Origin of the sequence: Nocardia flavorosea NBRC 108225 (assembly GCF_001613385.1) — a bacterium.
Lineage (GTDB): Bacteria > Actinomycetota > Actinomycetes > Mycobacteriales > Mycobacteriaceae > Nocardia > Nocardia flavorosea.
Genome location: NZ_BDCG01000017.1, coordinates 49900 through 64410 on the forward strand (window position 1 = coordinate 49900; position 14511 = coordinate 64410).

Sequence of the window (14511 nt, forward strand, 5' to 3'; positions counted from 1 at the left end):
AGCGATGTGCACCGTACAAATTTTCCAACAGTATTACATACAGTATCACCGTCTGGAATGGCGTACCGCTTATCGCCCGGTCGATTACCGGCCCGCGACCGTCGGCGGCGCCGCATAGCGTGCCGCATCCGCGGCCAAGGCGACCAGGTCGGCCGTCCCGTCCTGGAGTGCTGCACTGGGCACATACGGACCGTCCTTGATGAGGATCTTGGCTGCGCACAGTTCCCGCGGCCGGCCGGTCCCGGCCGCACCCACCAGCCGATCACCGTCGAGAACCAGGGCCAGCAACGCTCCGTCCGCGAGATCACCGTGCACGATCGTTTCCGTGCCCGCCGACGGATAACCCGCGATCTGCAGATTCCGGCCGAACTGGGTGGTCCGGCACCACGGGACTTCCGCGTAGGGCTCGCGTATTCCGAGGATGCTCCGCGCCGCCGCGCCGTGTGCCTGGGCGTGGTTCCAATGCTCGATACGTACGGTTCCGCCGAGAATGCGGTCCGGGAAGCGCGCGACATCACCGGCCGCATAGACCCCCGGAGCCGATGCCGCGGCGAATTCGTCGACGAGAATTCCGTCGTGGACGTCCAGGCCTGCCCGTTCGGCGAGGACGTCGTCGGGCTCCATCCCGACCGCGGTGACCACCACATCCGCCGACCATTCCCGGCCGTCGGCCGCCACCAGCCGGCCGCATTCGGTGCGGTGCAGCCTCGCCGGAACGGTCGCATCGGATAATATGACGGGTTGATACGCGTGCAGGGAGGGAGCCGCTGTGCCGGGGGTAAGAAGATTCTTCCGTGAGACGGCCTACGCCGTCCTCGCTACGACGGCTGTCGCCGCACTCCTCGTCGTAGGTTTCGGATTCAGCGGCATCTGGGCGACCGTGGTCTCGGTGATGGCAGGCATGGTGCTGGGCCGGGTACTCGAAGGCTGCGTCGGACTCGTCCGCGCGTACCGGGCCGGCGCAGCACGATCGGCCGGCGACCCCGGCGCGGCGCAGGATCTGCCCGGCGCCTGATCGCGCCGGTCCGGCTCGGTCGTCACGCCTTCCAGATATCGAGGAGTTCCCGGGTCGTGGTGACCGTGGCCAGCAGCGACAGGGTGTTTTCGATCATCGCCGCGTCGTACTCCGCCGGGACACCGGCCACCGCGTCGCAGGGAAGGACCACCTCGTGGGCCGCGTTCACCGCGTCCATGACGAGATTCGGGATTGCCACGTTCAGTGAGACGCCCACGGCGACGATTGTCCGGACGCCGAGGTTGCGCAGGACCGCATCGAGATCGGTGCCGCCCATGGGCCCGAGGCCATGGGTGCGAGTGAGTACCAGATCGGCTGGTTCGGGCCCGAATTCGGGGAGCAACTGCGCACCGCGACTGCCCGGAGTTACTGCGACCCCGCGGCGCCCGACCGCGAACAGTTTCGCGTTGTGGTTCGAGCCCAGGCCGTCGGCACGGCGGTTGACCAGGCAGTGCACCACCCGCACACCCGCGGCGCGGGCGACCGGCAGTAGTGCGGCGATATTGGGTAGCGCCTCCCGGCGTGCCTCGTCGGCGAGCGCGGCCAAGCCCGCGTCGGGCCCGACCACGGCGCCCTGGCATTCCTGAGTGACCAGGGCGGTCCGCTCGGGGGCGATCAGCTCGCTCAGCGCGCGCTTACCCACGAGCAACTCCTCGGCCGCGCCCGGCGTTCATACCGGGCTGCCGGCTTCAACGGGTGGGACATCGTAGAACTGCTTAGCCCATTTACGCAGCGACAGATAGGGTTTGGCGTCCTTGGGTGACAGCGGCGGATGTTCGACGTACTTCTGGTACCGCCAGATGCTCAGGTCCTCCCATACCGTGACCAGGAACTGCCGCTCCACCCGTTCCCGCACCTCGGGCGGCGGGACGTCGGAGTCGTCGCCCGGTTTCTTGGGCCACCAGATCGAGTAGAACAGGTCCGAGCATTCGTCGTCGACGGGTGTGGTCGCGAAGATGAGCCGATGGTTGGACGATCCCTCGAAGGCGCTGATCGAACCGCCGAGGCCGAACATCTGGGCGTGGATTTTCAATGCCATCTTGTCCGGATCGTCACTGCGGGCGTCGGGCCAGCCGGTGAGGAACGACCAGGTGTGGCCCTCGGCGCTGTAGTCCAGCATCTGCGGGGTCACGGTGGCGCCGTGGACGTATTCGAAATGCAGGCTGTCCGGCCCGTTCTCCAGGACGACCTGCGGATGCACCGGTTCCTGCTCGGTTTTTCGGGAGAATTCGGGATAGGGGCGGTAGTAGCCGTCCGGGTCGCTGCCGAGTTCGGGGAACATCCGCAGGATGTCCGGCATCTCCCATTGTGGTTCCTTCCCTTCGGGATGGTGCCACATGAACACGCAGCCGTTCTGTTCGTTCACCGGGTACACCTGCAATCGCAGGCCCCGGTTGACCCGGTCCTCGCCGGGGATCTTGCGGTTGCGCCCGTCCGGGCCCCACCGCCAGCCGTGGAACGGGCATTCGACGCAATCGCCGACCACCTTGCCGCCGTGCCCTATATGGGCGCCGAGGTGGCGGCAGTGGCCGGTGAGGATATGCAGTTCGCCGGCCTCGTCGCGATAGGCCACGAGGTCTTCGCCGAAATAGCGCAGCGGACGCGCCTCGCCGAGCGGGAACTCGGCGGACCAGCCGACCATGAACCAGCCGGTGACTTTCCAGGTGAAGGGGACCTTCATATGACACCTCCGATGTCTGCGAGACGGCTACCGGCGAGCGAACGCGGCACCGAACCCGTCGATGAACTCTGTGGCCTTGCGGGGGCTCGAACCGTCCACATGCACTACCGCCGAGGTGGCGCCGCGCCGTTCGAGATCGTCGAGGAATTCCCGGGCGGCGCGGACCGATCCGCGGTCGCGGATATCGAAATGCGGACAGACGGCCTGCACCTCGACCGTCTCCGGTGCGCGGCCGGCCTCGGACAACCGGCGCCGCAGCGTATCCACGGCGCTACCGAACTGGCCGGGGTTCTCGATCGGCTCGGTGCGGATCGCGGCCGCCATAGACGCGTCGGCGATGATCGGCATCCAGCCGTTGCCGTGCCGGACCACCCGCGCCAGCGCGGCCGGGCCGTTGCCGCCGAGCCAAATCGGCGGATGCGGGCGCTGGGCGGGCTGCGGCAGCCACACCGGTCCGGGGGCCGCGAAATCCTGGCCGGTCACCGGGTGTTCGGGTTCGGTCCAGATACTGCGCAGCGCTGCCAGCGCCTCGTCCAGCAACTCGGCGCGCCGCTCGTGCGCGACACCGACGGCGCTGAACTCCGAACGCAGGTAACCGGCACCCTCTCCGGCGATCAACCGGCCGCCGGAGACGATATCCAGGCTGCCCAGGGCTTGCGCCGCCAGATAGGGATTGTGGAACGGCAGCACGTACAGATTGGTCATGAGCCGGATACGCCGGGTGACGCCCGCCATGAAGCTCAGGGCCGCGATCGGGTCGAGGGTGTTGTGGCCACCGTTGCGGCGCCATTTCAGCGACGGGGCCGGATGCTCACTCAGCGCCACCGCCGCGAACCCGGCCTGCTCAGCGGCGACCGCGACCTCGCGAATCACCTCGGAGTGCAGGAATTCCTCGGCGGAGCCCGGAAGTTCGCTGGGGTATTCGAGTACATACTTCATGATGTCGGCTCCTCGGCGCGACAGTCACCCGCCGGACGGCCGCGCACACAGTCCTCGACGAACAAGAACACACTGCGGTGATAGGACTCGACGGCGTAACTCACGCTGATGTTGTGACCGGTATCGGGTTGCCGGTAGGTCACGAAGCGGGGGCACGCGGTGAAGAAGCCGGTGATCTCGGCGAGTGCCTCCGGGTCGCAGCGCCATACCTGTTCGTACTCCGCGTAGCTGAATCGCACCGGCACCTGGATCTGCGGGGCGAGCCGGGGGAAGTCCGCGGGCCACTCCCGCACGACCGTGCTCTCGTAGGGCGGCGAGGCCGACGAGACCGCACGCCCGCCCACGAGTTCGGATGGATAGACCGCTTCCGGCTGCCACAGCAGATCCCGCACGGCCGTACTTCTGCGGGTCCTGCGGACCTCGTCGATCCGGCGCAGTGCTTCCGGGTGTTTACGGCGGCCGGTACCGGCGAGTTCGACACCGAGCAGGGAACTACCGCGGGGATCGGCGGCCATGTTCACGGCGAGGTCGCAGCCCGCGGAATGGGCCATCAGGAAGACTCCCGCGCCCCGGGAATCGGTGCCGAGCAGCGCATCGATGGTGCGGTAGGTCGCGTCGGCCCGTCGTTCCGGTGCGTCGAACGCGTCCTCGTAGGGCTCCGACGCACCGTATCCCGGACGGTCCAGCGCCAGCACGGTGAAACCGAGCCGGGCGCCGAGCCGCAACAGCGAAAGCCGCGGTAAGCCGGGCAGGTCGAAGTATCGCGCGGTGGTCGCGCCGCCGTGCACGGCCACGACGACCGCCCGCGGCCGGTCCACCTCGGCGCACAGGGCCGACATCGGAATACCGTCGATCTCGACGATCCGTTCGGCAACCGGCGACGGACCCGCGAGCACGCCCGCCTCTTCGGCCTTCACCGGTCCGCCCGTAACAACAGCACACCACTGGGTGTGAGCCCGCCGCTGCTCGCTACCGCGACCCGCGCATCAGCGACCTGGCGTGGGCCGGCGTCACCGCGCAATTGAACGATCGCCTCATGGATCAACCCCATGCCGTGCGTCCGGCCGTGCGACAGCTGCCCGCCGTGGGTGTTCAGTGGCAGCACTCCGTCGCGGGCAATGTTCGTGCCGTCCTGCAAGAAATCCTTGGCCTCGCCGATTCCGCAGAAGCCGAGTGCTTCGATCCAGGAAAGAAAGTTGAAGGTGAAGCCGTCGTAGAGTTCGGCGACATCGACGTCGCTGTGGCACAGGCCCGTCCGCGACCACAGATGCGCGGCCTGGCCCAGTACCTGTGGTTCGTGGGTCGGCGTGCTCTGGTCCCATTCGAGCCGTTCGACGAGTTGCGTGCCGACCGCGCCGTCGCACGGTACATCGCAGTCGTACAGCCCGAACGGTGTGGTGATCGGCCGGGCGCCGAGGTAGTCGTCCATGGTGAGCGGATCGCGGTAGACGGCCGTCGGGTTCAGCGCGGCATTGGCGCGCTGGCTGAGCGCGATCCAGCCCAGGGTCTCGCGGTCGGTGCCGTAACGGTGGAAATGCCGTTGCGCGGTCTGGGCCAGGGTATGCGCCGCGGAGACCGCACCGTAGGGCGCCAGCCACGGATCGGCGATACCCGCCGGCGGGCCGATCTTGCCGGCCTTGACCAGCTCCGAATAGGTCGATTCCCAGATGGTGCGGAAACACAGCACATGCCGGGCGAGCCCGCCCGCGACCGCGAGCATGGCCGCGATCAACGATCCGCCCGGGCCGAAGGTTTCGGCACCACCGTTGAACCAGGACGGCCGCAGGCCGAGGGCGCCTTCCACCGCGGTGACGCCGCCCTCGGTGAACGGGCCGAGCGACCCCGCACCAGGATAGGTGGACAGGCCGTCGATATCGTCGAGTTCCAGTCCCGCGTCGGCCACCGCCGCCCGGCACGCCTCGAGCGTCAACGCCAGCGGGTCGGCCATGAGCCGGCGCCCGATCCGCGACATGCCGATGCCGGTGAGCGCGACCTTGTCCTCGAATTTCTCCTGGGTCGGCATCGGCCGGATGTGTTCGTGCGCCGAGACGGGCTCGAATTCCCCCGGCGGCAGCCCGGCCGGTCCGTCCCCACCGCGGACCGGCCGGAACAGCGGCAGCCATACCTCGCCGGTCTTCTCGAACACCACTTCCATCCGCATCCCGAGCTGCAGATCGGCGGGGTCGCAGTCGACCGGGTTGGTGGTGAGCCGGACACGTGGGTCGTCCTCGAGCGCGACCTGCGCGACGACATACGGCCGCGGTAGCCCGGGCACCGCGAAGCGGTGGTTCACCGTGAAGCCCATGAGCGCCGCATAACCCGATACCGCCCGCACACCCATCCGGTCCGCCCGGCAGTACCGGCACACCGGTTGCGGCGGATGGATCAGGGCGGAGCAGGACAGGCATTCCTGGATGCGGAGCTTGCCGTCGGCTCCCGAGGTCCAGTAGAACTCGGTCTGTGGCGTCACGGCGGGAGGACGGCGCAGACCGTCCTCCGGCTCGGTTCCCGATTCACCGCCGGCCATTGCCGCACTTCGTCTCCGCCGATGTGACCGTCACCGGCCGCGTGGTCTCGTCCACGGTGTCGTCGGCGTCTGCCACCCGTGCGCCGACTGCAGGTCGAGGCATATCGCATACTCCTTCGTTGGTTCCCGCGAAGCCCGTCAGGCAGCCTTCGGCTTGGCCGGCGGCGAGTAGTTCGGCCTGCCCAGTCCGAGTACGTGCTGGGCGATCATGTTGCGGAAAACCTCCAGGGTGCCGCCGTAGATCCCGCACAGCGGCGCCCAGCGGTAGATGTATTCCGCTCCCCCGTCGTCGGCGGCGCCTTCGGTCTCCACCGGCAGGGCCGCGGCGGGCCCGAGCAGGTCCATCAGATCCGGTGAGATATCGCGCATGGCCTGCGCGATCGCGACCCGGCCGAACATATGCGGTGCGGACAGCGCCGCTTCCATCCGGGCAACACTGCGCCCCAGCCGGTACGCCACCGAGGAGTCGTCGAGCAGACGGCTCCCGTCCGGGCGCGGTTGCGCCGCGAGCGCGGCGATCCGGTCGACCGCCACCGCCATCATCGCGCCCTGGTGGGTCATGATCGATACGTCCTGCAGCCCGTCGCCCGCGGCGTCGACCACACCGTGCTCGGTGTTGAGCGGGCCCATCAGCACCGACCAGCCCCCGTTCACCTCACCGAGCCGGTACTTGTCGTCGACCCGGACATCGCTGTAGTAGACGATATTGGTGCGGTCGCCGTCGACGGTGCGGATGCCCTGGATCTCGATACCGGGGGTGTCGAGCGGAACCAGGAACATGGTCAGGCTCTTGTGTTTCCGGGCTTCCGGGTCGGTATTGGTGATCAGGAAGACGTACTGGCAGTTGTGCGCGCCGGTGGTGAACATCTTCGAGCCGTTGATCACCCACTGATCCCCGTCGCGTACCGCGCGCGTTTTACAGGTCGCGACATCGGATCCGCCCTCGGGTTCGGTGTAGCCGAGGCACAGCCGCACCTCGCCACTGGCCACCCTCGGCAGCACCTCTTCCTGCAGTTCGGGCGAACCGTAGTCGCGCACCGAACCGACCACGATCGCGGTGGTACCCCAGGTCACCCACGGCACCCGCGCGCGCCGCTTCTCCAGATCCCAGATGCGGCGGCGCAACCGGTTCAGCCCGCCGTCGGCCGGTTTGCTCAGTTCCGCAGTCAGCCAGCCCTCGGCGCCCATCGCCAGGTGGACGTCTTCGTCGAAGTTGTCGAGCCCGATGTCCAGCGGGCCCTCGCGCCGGCCGCATCCGGATGGAGGCCGCCGGGTTGTGCCGATCCGATCATCATCTGCGCACCGGCGATATCGCGATGAGCGGATTCCCGATCCTCGGCGGACACGAAGGCGCCGGCGTGGTGGTGGCACTCGGCGAGGAAGGCGCCATAGCCGAAGCCACCGACGGCCGGATGTTCAAGAAGGTCATCGTCGCACTCGGGCGCTCCGCGGAGCACGATCTGGGGGCCTGGCTGAGATCCGATTCACCGACGCCGACCACTGACGGCACGTCGTTGCCCCGTATCGCCGCCCGGACGGGCCGGCGCCTCAGAGCGCCACAGTGTGCACTCGATACCGGAGCGGTCGCGCCGGTTCGCGGCGGGCTCAGCTGATCGTCTCCCAGACGACATCGCGGTCGCCGGTGCGCAGTGATTCCACGCGGCGGCCGAGTTCGTGTGCGGCTCGGGGTGTAGCAGCCGCGAGTCGTATGTAGGCGCCGAGCGAGTGGTATTCGGTGATATCTCGCAGCAATCGCCAACCGGACCATTCGAGCAGGTCATAGCCGTACTCTTGGATGAATGCCGCGCGGTCGGCCTGCGGCGTGTGGAAATGGTCGGGCAGCGTGCCGACGAGGTCGAGTTCGCGCGGGCCGAAGCAAGCGTTGTCCCAATCGATGAGCACCCACCTGCCGTTGTCCAGCACGATGTTCTCCTCATGGGCGTCGGCATGCACCAGGCCGTGGCCGAGGGGGAACCGGATCGTATCGAACTGGGCGATCAGCTCGTCGGCTCGGCGGCGGAGCCAGGCACGGTCCGGCTTGCTCAAAACCGGGCGCGTTCGCGCGGCGTCGACCTCGAATGCCTCCCGCAGCCGTCGTAGCGGGCGATACTCCGGGATCCGGAACGGTGGCACCGGCTGCTGGTGAAGGAGACGAACCAGTTTCGCGACATCGCGGGCAGCGGGTTGGGCAGCAGGGGGTCGATAGGGCCAGAATGTCGCTACCGCACTGCCGGTCAGCACCGGTTGTATGCCGGGTAGCGGATTCAGCGCTATCGGCTCTGCCGCCGTGGACGAGAGCCATCGGGTGACCGCGATGCTCGTGGCGGCGCGCGTGCGGCGCAGCGGTGTGTCCGGGGCAAGGCGGACGACCACATCGTCTACCCGCCACACAGCATTCGACCGCCGATGTAGCAGCTCGGCCGCACTCGACTTCACACCGAACACCGAACAGGCTTTTTCGAGCTCTGTGCGGCCGGGTAGCGCACCGTCTACTACCATCGCTCACCCCGCCAGAGCCGCGGCGATATCGGCGCGCAGGTCCAGCACTTCCTGGACGCAGCGGTGACGCGCGGCAACAGTATCCAGATCCCGGAGGCGGGCGTAACAGCGTTGCGAAGACAGCGCGGTGACCGCCGTAACCACGGTCTGTCCGATGTGCACCGCTGCATCAATGTCGCCGGCCCGGAAATGCGCGGCAGCCAAGGTCGGCAGCACCACGGCCCGGCTGCGCTCGTGCTCGGCCGAATGACCTTCCGCCGCCACAGTCAGCTTCGTTGCTGCGGCTTCGCCGAATTCCTGGTGCTTCAGCGATAGCAGATAGAGCGAATGACCGTGTTGAGCGGCGATTTCCGCGTCGGTGACGACCCACGCCCAAGCCAGGTCCGTGCCGACGCTCGCCTCCGCGTACCCGGCTTCGGAAGCCCCCAGTGCCCGGCGAGTCGGTTCGGGTTCGCCCAGCGTGGCCCAGCACCACGCAGCGACCGTATGGATGTAACCAGCGGTGATGGGCGATACCGGGTAACGGCGACCGGAGGATGTCGCTGCGGCCAACCGGCAGAAAGCGAGGGCATCTTTCGGCCGACGCAGATGCAGTGACTGATGGGCCATATCGAGCAGGATCACAACCATCAGGTCGGTGGAGCGGGGGTTGCCCTCGGCGCGCTGGGCGGTGTGCAGGGCATAGGTCCACAGACGACGAGCCGCGTTGTGGTCTTCGATGTCGTAGGCGAGCCAAGCGGCCATGCTCGCCAGCTCTGCGGTGGCGATGTGCAGCCGGCCTTGGACGAAGGACGTGCATACCGCATCGTTCAGGGCGGCCACCTGGTGAAGCTGGCTGAGTGCGGCGCTGCGGCAAAGGCCCCCGCCGTGGGCGAGATCCCAGCGGCGGAATCCGTCGCTGATGGCTTCGATCGCATCGATATCGGCATCGCCGATGCGGGGTCTGGAGACGGGGGCCAGCCGATCGGGCAGAACGTCGGCCAGTCGTTCGAGTTCGGGATGCAGACGTGATCCGAGCGCGGCAGCGGTTGCCAGGGTGACGAAATCTCTGCGGTGCACCCAGTCCACCTCCTCGCCCGCCAGGCTACCGGCCGCCTGCTCAGCGGAGTCCACGTGGAAGCCGAGCAGCTGCGCGGGAACAGCGAAGACCGACGAAATTCGCGCGGCCGTTTTCGCGCCTGTCAACCGCCGTGATCCGGCCTCGACCTCCGATACCCGTGCCTGGCTCAACCCGAGCAGCGCCCCGAGTTGGTTCTGCGAGAGGCCGGTGCACTCGCGAATCGCAGCGAACACGATGCCGAAGTTGTGTTCGGACAGCGCAGCCCGCATCGATGGGCTGGTGAAAAACCCGGAAGGCAAGGGGTGGCGGAAACCCGACGCTCGCGCACATCCCGCGCACAAGCTCGCGGCAGTCACGATCGCGGCTCCGTTCCCGCAGGAGCGGCACTGCTGTCGTTCTCTCATGAATCGACGCTTTCAGCTGGGCCGGACGCTTTTCAGTTCACCGTAGCGCTCGGTCGAGCCCGCCTGAATCGAACACGATCGCCGTGGAAAAACACGCAATCCCCGCTGGGGATATCCCGCACGGAGATTGGTGGACAGTCCGAACGTCGCGACGCTGAAGGCAATCACCGTCAGCCGGATCTACCTCCTTCACCGGCGACTGATCACGAGGGGCTACACCATGATTGATCCGGACAAGCCGCGGCGGGCCGTTGCCCTGCTGCACAGTGAACACGACCCTGCAGCATACGAAGAACTGATGCGCCGACACCGGCTGAACGTCGCCTACACCGTGCACACCGATGCGCCGGCCGTATTGGCCGCCCTCATCGCGGTCCAGCACGCGCTCGAACACCTCGCGGACGTGGTCGTGATCCCGCACCTCGGCGTGCTCGAGGCCAGTACTCCGTGGTGGGTGGTCACCGAGGCGGCCGATCTCATCACCGGCACACAGGAATATCCCTTGTGGTCGGCAGTCACCGCGCAGACAAGGCGTCGACAATGATCACGCTGGGCTTCGTCATCGCTATCGGTCTGCCTTCGGCTGTGCTGATCCTGGCGGTGGTATTGCCTGAACGTCGGGACAAGCGATGAGCGCTACCCCCGGTACCGGCTCGGCGATCTGAACTTCGCGGCGAGGTGGTCATCGAGCAGCGCGCATCGGGCCCACAGCGGGCAGCCGGTACCGAAGCGGTTGCGCCGGCCCCGCGGCGGTGTGCTCGACGCACCGCCGCGGACCGGCCGGGCCACGACCCTCAGCTCAGCTCGTAGCGGATCGGCAGGTGCTTGAGCCCGCCGACGAACGTTGTCGCGATCAACTCGGGTTCACCGGCCAGTTCGGCCGATTTCAGCCGCGGCAGCAGTTCGGCGAAGAACTTCCCGACCTCCATCCGGGCCAGCGCCGCACCCAGACAGAAATGGACACCGAACCCGAACGCCACATGCTTGTTGGGTTCGCGGTGGATATCGAACCGGAACGGGTCGTCGAAAACCTCTTCGTCGCGATTGGCCGACGCATAGGACAGCAGCAGCGACTCGCCTTCCGCGATCGGCACGCCGTTGACCTTCGCATCCTGCGCCGCCGTGCGCATGAACGCTTTCACCGGAGTGACCCAGCGGATCATCTCCTCGGTGGCCCGGGACATCAGACCCAGGTCGGCGGCCAGTTCTTCACGCTGTGCGGGATGTTCGATCAGAGCCCGCATCCCGCCGGCGATCGTGGCACTGGTGGTGTCGTGCCCGGCGGTGGCGATGATCGCGTAGTAGGACATGGTCTCGATATCGGACAGTGGTTCACCGTCGATGGTCGCGTTGGCGATGACCGAGGCGAGATCGTCGGTCGGGTTCGCCCGCCGGGAATCGGTCAATGTCTTGAAGTAGGCGAACATTTCCGCCAGCGCCGTCATCGTCTCGGTTTCCGACATCGTGCGCTTGTACTCGTCGTCGTCGCTGCCGATCAGTTCCTGCGTGAGCTCGAGCATCAGCGGGAAATCGGCTTCGGGGACGCCGAGCAGGAACATGATCACATACAGCGGGTAGTTGACCGCGACTTCCTGGACGAAATCGCATTCCCCGCCCGCGTCACGCATCTGGTCGACGTAGCGCACGGCGAGCTGTTCGATCCGCTCCCCCATGGCGCGCATGGATTTCGGGCTGAACCAGTCCGCGGCGATCGCGCGGACGATCCGGTGCTGGGGATCGTCCATGTGGATCAGCGTCTTGATGCCGACCGCGGCCTGCATCTCGTCCGAGGCGGCCGGCATCAGTACAGGCCGCGGCCAGTTCGTGAACACCTGGTTCGCCCGTTCGACGGCCATCACGTCGGCGTGTTTGGTGATCGCCCAGAACGGTTTGTAGGGGGGCACGTCCACCAGCGACACCGGTGCATTCGCCCGCAGCGAACTCAGTGCGGTGTGCAATCGGGACTCGTCGGTGTAGGCGGCCGGGTCCGCAAGTACCTTCGCGGCATCGTCGACGATCGGCATGCTCATATGCGGTTCTTCCGTTCCGTATCTTCGTGTTACTCCTGGTCGGACCCGTCGCCCAGGGGCCGGCCCGGCGCGTTGTGCCGCCCACCAGAGTGATTTATAGTCAGGCATACTGTCAAGCATTCTATAAGTCGTACCGGGCATTGGAGCGGTGGTAGTCATGTCCTCTGAACAACGCAAGATCGTCGTCGTCGGCGCCGGATCGGGCATCGGCGCGGAGACCGCCGAGCACTATCACAGGCAGGGCGATTACGTCCTCGCGGTGAATCTCCGCCCGAGCGACACCCAGGCCTCCCGGCACGAACAGTGCGATCTGCGCGACGCCGCGGCGATCGACGGGCTACTGGATCGCATCGGCTCGAAATGGGATGCGCTGGCCTACGTCGCGGGCGTGCCCGGCACCGCCCCGGCCCACGATGTGCTCGCGGTGAACTACCTCGGCATGCGATTGATGGCGGAGGGGATGCTCCCGCGGCTGCGTGAGGGCGGCGCGATCGTCACCGTCGCATCGGTCGCGGCACTCGGTTGGCAGCAGCGACTCGAAGAACTCGCCGGCCTCCTCGACGCGACCGACGCGGAGGCGGTCCGGGCCTGGCAGGACACCCAGGACCCCGCCTATCCGGTGTACAGCACCTCGAAGCAGGCCGCGATCATCCACGCCAAGCGCCTGGCGCCTGCGGCGTGGCAGAAATACGGGGTGCGGATCAACACGGTGAGCCCCGGGCCCACCGAGACGCCGATCCTCGGCGATTTCGAGACCAGCATGGGCAAAGATGTCCTCGATATGGTCAAGGCCACGGTGGGACGGCACGCGAGCGTCGACGATATCGTCCCGGTCATCGCCTTCCTGGCTTCGCCGGCAGCGCGCTGGATCAACGGCCAGGACGTGCACGTAGACGGCGGCTTCGTGGCGCCGATGGCGGCGGGCGCGCCCATCCAACTCTGATATCGGCGCCGGAATGTGCCGCCCGCAGCGAACCCTCGGCAGGCGGCACGTTCCGCACCCATCGCCGACCGATGAGGAAAGCCCTCGCACCACAGGAGATTGCCGATGCGGATGAAGCCTTTTACTGTACGCATTACAGTAAGTTGAATAACGTGGATTCCGCAAGGTCCCGACGACGCTAGAGGTGGAGCTGTGAACAGCCCTGTTCAGGACGAATCGACACCGGCCGGGGACGCCCTCGACCTACGTGACCCCTACCCGTACTTCGCCGCCAGGCGCGCCGAGAGCGGGGTTTCGCACGGGACGGTGATGGACTATTCGAGAACCCCGGAATCGCTGCGGCCCAAGGACAGCTATTCGGCGTTCTCCTACGACGCGGTCAATGCCGCCCTGCGCAACAGTCAGGTGTTCAACACCGCGCTCTACGATTCCACGATCGGCGTGTTCATGGGGCCGACCATTCTGGCGATGCACGGCGCCCGGCACAAAGCGCACCGGGGCCTGGTCTCGGCGGCGTTCAAACCGCAATCGCTGCTCACCTGGGAGCCCGAAATCGTGCGGCCGATCTGCGACGCGCTCATCGACGAATTCACCGAACGCGGCAATGCCGATCTGGTCCGCGAGTTCACCTTCGAATTCCCGACCCGTGTGATCGCCCGGCTCCTCGGCCTGCCCGAGGAGGATCTGCCGTTCTTCCGCAAGGCGGCGGTGGCAATCATCAGCTACGCCGGGAACGTGGGGCGCGCACTGGAGGCGTCGAAGGACCTGCAGGAGTATTTCCTCGGACATATCGAACAGCGCCGCAGCAATCCCACCGGCGATATCATCAGCGATCTGGTGACCGCCGAGATCGACGGCGAGAAACTCACCGACGAGGCGATCTACTCGTTCCTGCGACTGTTGCTGCCGGCCGGCCTGGAAACCACCTACCGGTCTTCCGGCAATCTGCTCTACCTGCTGCTGAAGCATCCGGACCAGTTCGCGGCCGTGCAGGCCGATCGCCGCCTGCTCACCCCGGCGATCGAGGAGGGGCTGCGCTACGAAACCCCGCTCACCCTGGTGCAACGGTATGTCACCGAGGACACCGAACTCGACGGCGTCGCGATCCCCCGAGGCGCGGTGCTGGACCTGTGCCTGGGGTCGGCCAACCGGGACGAGAACCGCTGGGAGCGCCCGGAGGAATTCGATATCCACCGCCGCCGCATCCCGCACATCAGTTTCACCGCGGGCGGCCATACCTGCCTCGGCCTGCACCTGGCGCGGATGGAGACCCGGGTCGCGCTGGACCGCCTGCTCACCCGCCTGACCGGATTCGAACTGAAAGATGAGGGCGATCCGCATATCTTCGGCCAGCCGTTCCGTTCGCCCAATGTGCTTCCGGTGACCTTCGATGTCGTCGCCTGAGCCACGGCC

At 67.0% G+C, this 14511-nt stretch carries 14 protein-coding genes and 2 pseudogenes; 6 read left to right on the top strand and 10 right to left on the bottom strand.

Features of this window, described 5'->3' with window-relative positions; translation table 11 throughout:
• Window positions 1–84 precede the first annotated feature (84 nt).
• Window positions 85–678, bottom strand: a complete 594-nt coding sequence (locus NFL01S_RS22470; RefSeq protein WP_062978266.1) for an FAD-dependent oxidoreductase — start codon at window positions 676–678, stop codon at window positions 85–87.
• Window positions 679–769: 91 nt separating this feature from the next.
• On the opposite strand from NFL01S_RS22470, the gene NFL01S_RS35665 reads away from it, so the two are divergent.
• Window positions 770–1015 carry a hypothetical protein gene (locus NFL01S_RS35665; RefSeq protein ID WP_157116815.1) on the top strand — a complete coding sequence of 82 codons (246 nt, stop codon included), beginning with the start codon at window positions 770–772 and terminating at the stop codon, window positions 1013–1015.
• A 22-nt stretch (window positions 1016–1037) separates the two neighbouring features.
• On the opposite strand, the gene NFL01S_RS22475 is transcribed toward NFL01S_RS35665, so the two are convergent.
• The 6 genes and pseudogenes from NFL01S_RS22475 to NFL01S_RS22500 all read right to left on the bottom strand — a co-directional run.
• Complete coding sequence (locus NFL01S_RS22475) at window positions 1038–1658, bottom strand: cysteine hydrolase family protein (RefSeq protein ID WP_245670830.1); 621 nt, start codon at window positions 1656–1658, stop codon at window positions 1038–1040.
• Window positions 1659–1685: 27 nt separating this feature from the next.
• Window positions 1686–2696 (bottom strand): aromatic ring-hydroxylating oxygenase subunit alpha, encoded by a 1011-nt coding sequence (locus tag NFL01S_RS22480; RefSeq protein ID WP_062978267.1) that lies wholly within the window; start codon window positions 2694–2696, stop codon window positions 1686–1688.
• A 27-nt stretch (window positions 2697–2723) separates the two neighbouring features.
• A complete protein-coding gene (locus tag NFL01S_RS22485; protein ID WP_062978269.1) occupies window positions 2724–3635 on the bottom strand; it encodes a TIGR03619 family F420-dependent LLM class oxidoreductase in 912 nt (303 codons plus the stop codon).
• Window positions 3632–4552 (bottom strand): alpha/beta fold hydrolase, encoded by a 921-nt coding sequence (locus NFL01S_RS22490; RefSeq protein WP_062978271.1) that lies wholly within the window; start codon window positions 4550–4552, stop codon window positions 3632–3634. Before NFL01S_RS22490 ends, NFL01S_RS22485 begins: the two co-directional genes overlap by 4 nt.
• Complete coding sequence (locus tag NFL01S_RS22495) at window positions 4549–6162, bottom strand: thiolase C-terminal domain-containing protein (protein ID WP_062978273.1); 1614 nt, start codon at window positions 6160–6162, stop codon at window positions 4549–4551. The genes NFL01S_RS22490 and NFL01S_RS22495 overlap by 4 nt, the downstream gene beginning before the upstream one ends.
• 138 nt (window positions 6163–6300) lie before the next feature.
• Window positions 6301–7380: pseudogene (locus tag NFL01S_RS22500) on the bottom strand (acyl-CoA dehydrogenase family protein); the annotation flags it as partial.
• Between the two features lie 32 nt (window positions 7381–7412).
• Here NFL01S_RS22500 and NFL01S_RS34660 point away from each other — a divergent pair.
• Window positions 7413–7541, top strand: a pseudogene (locus tag NFL01S_RS34660) (alcohol dehydrogenase catalytic domain-containing protein); the annotation flags it as partial.
• Window positions 7521–7775: a hypothetical protein gene (locus NFL01S_RS37060; RefSeq protein WP_245670831.1), complete on the top strand. Its 255-nt coding sequence runs from the start codon at window positions 7521–7523 to the stop codon at window positions 7773–7775. The pseudogene NFL01S_RS34660 and the gene NFL01S_RS37060, both read left to right, overlap by 21 nt.
• Here NFL01S_RS37060 and NFL01S_RS22510 read toward each other — a convergent pair.
• Entirely contained in the window at window positions 7768–8661 is an 894-nt protein-coding gene (locus tag NFL01S_RS22510) for a phosphotransferase family protein (RefSeq protein WP_062978276.1), read from the bottom strand. The genes NFL01S_RS37060 and NFL01S_RS22510 overlap by 8 nt on opposite strands.
• Window positions 8662–8664: 3 nt before the next feature.
• A complete protein-coding gene (locus tag NFL01S_RS22515; protein WP_245670832.1) occupies window positions 8665–10077 on the bottom strand; it encodes a helix-turn-helix domain-containing protein in 1413 nt (470 codons plus the stop codon).
• Between the two features lie 178 nt (window positions 10078–10255).
• On the opposite strand from NFL01S_RS22515, the gene NFL01S_RS22520 reads away from it, so the two are divergent.
• A complete protein-coding gene (locus NFL01S_RS22520) occupies window positions 10256–10669 on the top strand; it encodes a hypothetical protein (RefSeq protein WP_062978280.1) in 414 nt (137 codons plus the stop codon).
• A 250-nt stretch (window positions 10670–10919) separates the two neighbouring features.
• Here the strand turns inward: NFL01S_RS22520 and NFL01S_RS22525 are convergent, their stop codons facing one another.
• Window positions 10920–12155, bottom strand: a complete 1236-nt coding sequence (locus NFL01S_RS22525) for a cytochrome P450 (protein WP_062978282.1) — start codon at window positions 12153–12155, stop codon at window positions 10920–10922.
• A 157-nt stretch (window positions 12156–12312) separates the two neighbouring features.
• Between NFL01S_RS22525 and NFL01S_RS22530 the strand changes: the two genes are divergently transcribed.
• Both NFL01S_RS22530 and NFL01S_RS22535 read left to right on the top strand, forming a co-directional pair.
• Window positions 12313–13098, top strand: coding sequence for a coniferyl-alcohol dehydrogenase (locus NFL01S_RS22530; RefSeq protein WP_062978284.1), 786 nt, complete (start codon window positions 12313–12315; stop codon window positions 13096–13098).
• 192 nt (window positions 13099–13290) lie between these two features.
• Window positions 13291–14502 (top strand): cytochrome P450, encoded by a 1212-nt coding sequence (locus NFL01S_RS22535; RefSeq protein ID WP_062978301.1) that lies wholly within the window; start codon window positions 13291–13293, stop codon window positions 14500–14502.
• The last annotated feature ends 9 nt before the right edge of the window (window positions 14503–14511 follow it).

Excerpts from the sequence above, each read along its gene's own strand:
- NFL01S_RS22480 (WP_062978267.1), bottom strand. The coding sequence starts at position 2,696 with ATGAAGGTCCCCTTCACCTGGAAAGTCACCGGCTGGTTCATGGTCGGC.
- NFL01S_RS22485 (WP_062978269.1), bottom strand. The coding sequence starts at position 3,635 with ATGAAGTATGTACTCGAATACCCCAGCGAACTTCCGGGCTCCGCCGAG.
- NFL01S_RS22495 (WP_062978273.1), bottom strand. The coding sequence starts at position 6,162 with ATGGCCGGCGGTGAATCGGGAACCGAGCCGGAGGACGGTCTGCGCCGT.
- NFL01S_RS22510 (WP_062978276.1), bottom strand. The coding sequence starts at position 8,661 with ATGGTAGTAGACGGTGCGCTACCCGGCCGCACAGAGCTCGAAAAAGCC.
- NFL01S_RS22525 (WP_062978282.1), bottom strand. The coding sequence starts at position 12,155 with ATGAGCATGCCGATCGTCGACGATGCCGCGAAGGTACTTGCGGACCCG.
- NFL01S_RS22530 (WP_062978284.1), top strand. The coding sequence starts at position 12,313 with ATGTCCTCTGAACAACGCAAGATCGTCGTCGTCGGCGCCGGATCGGGC.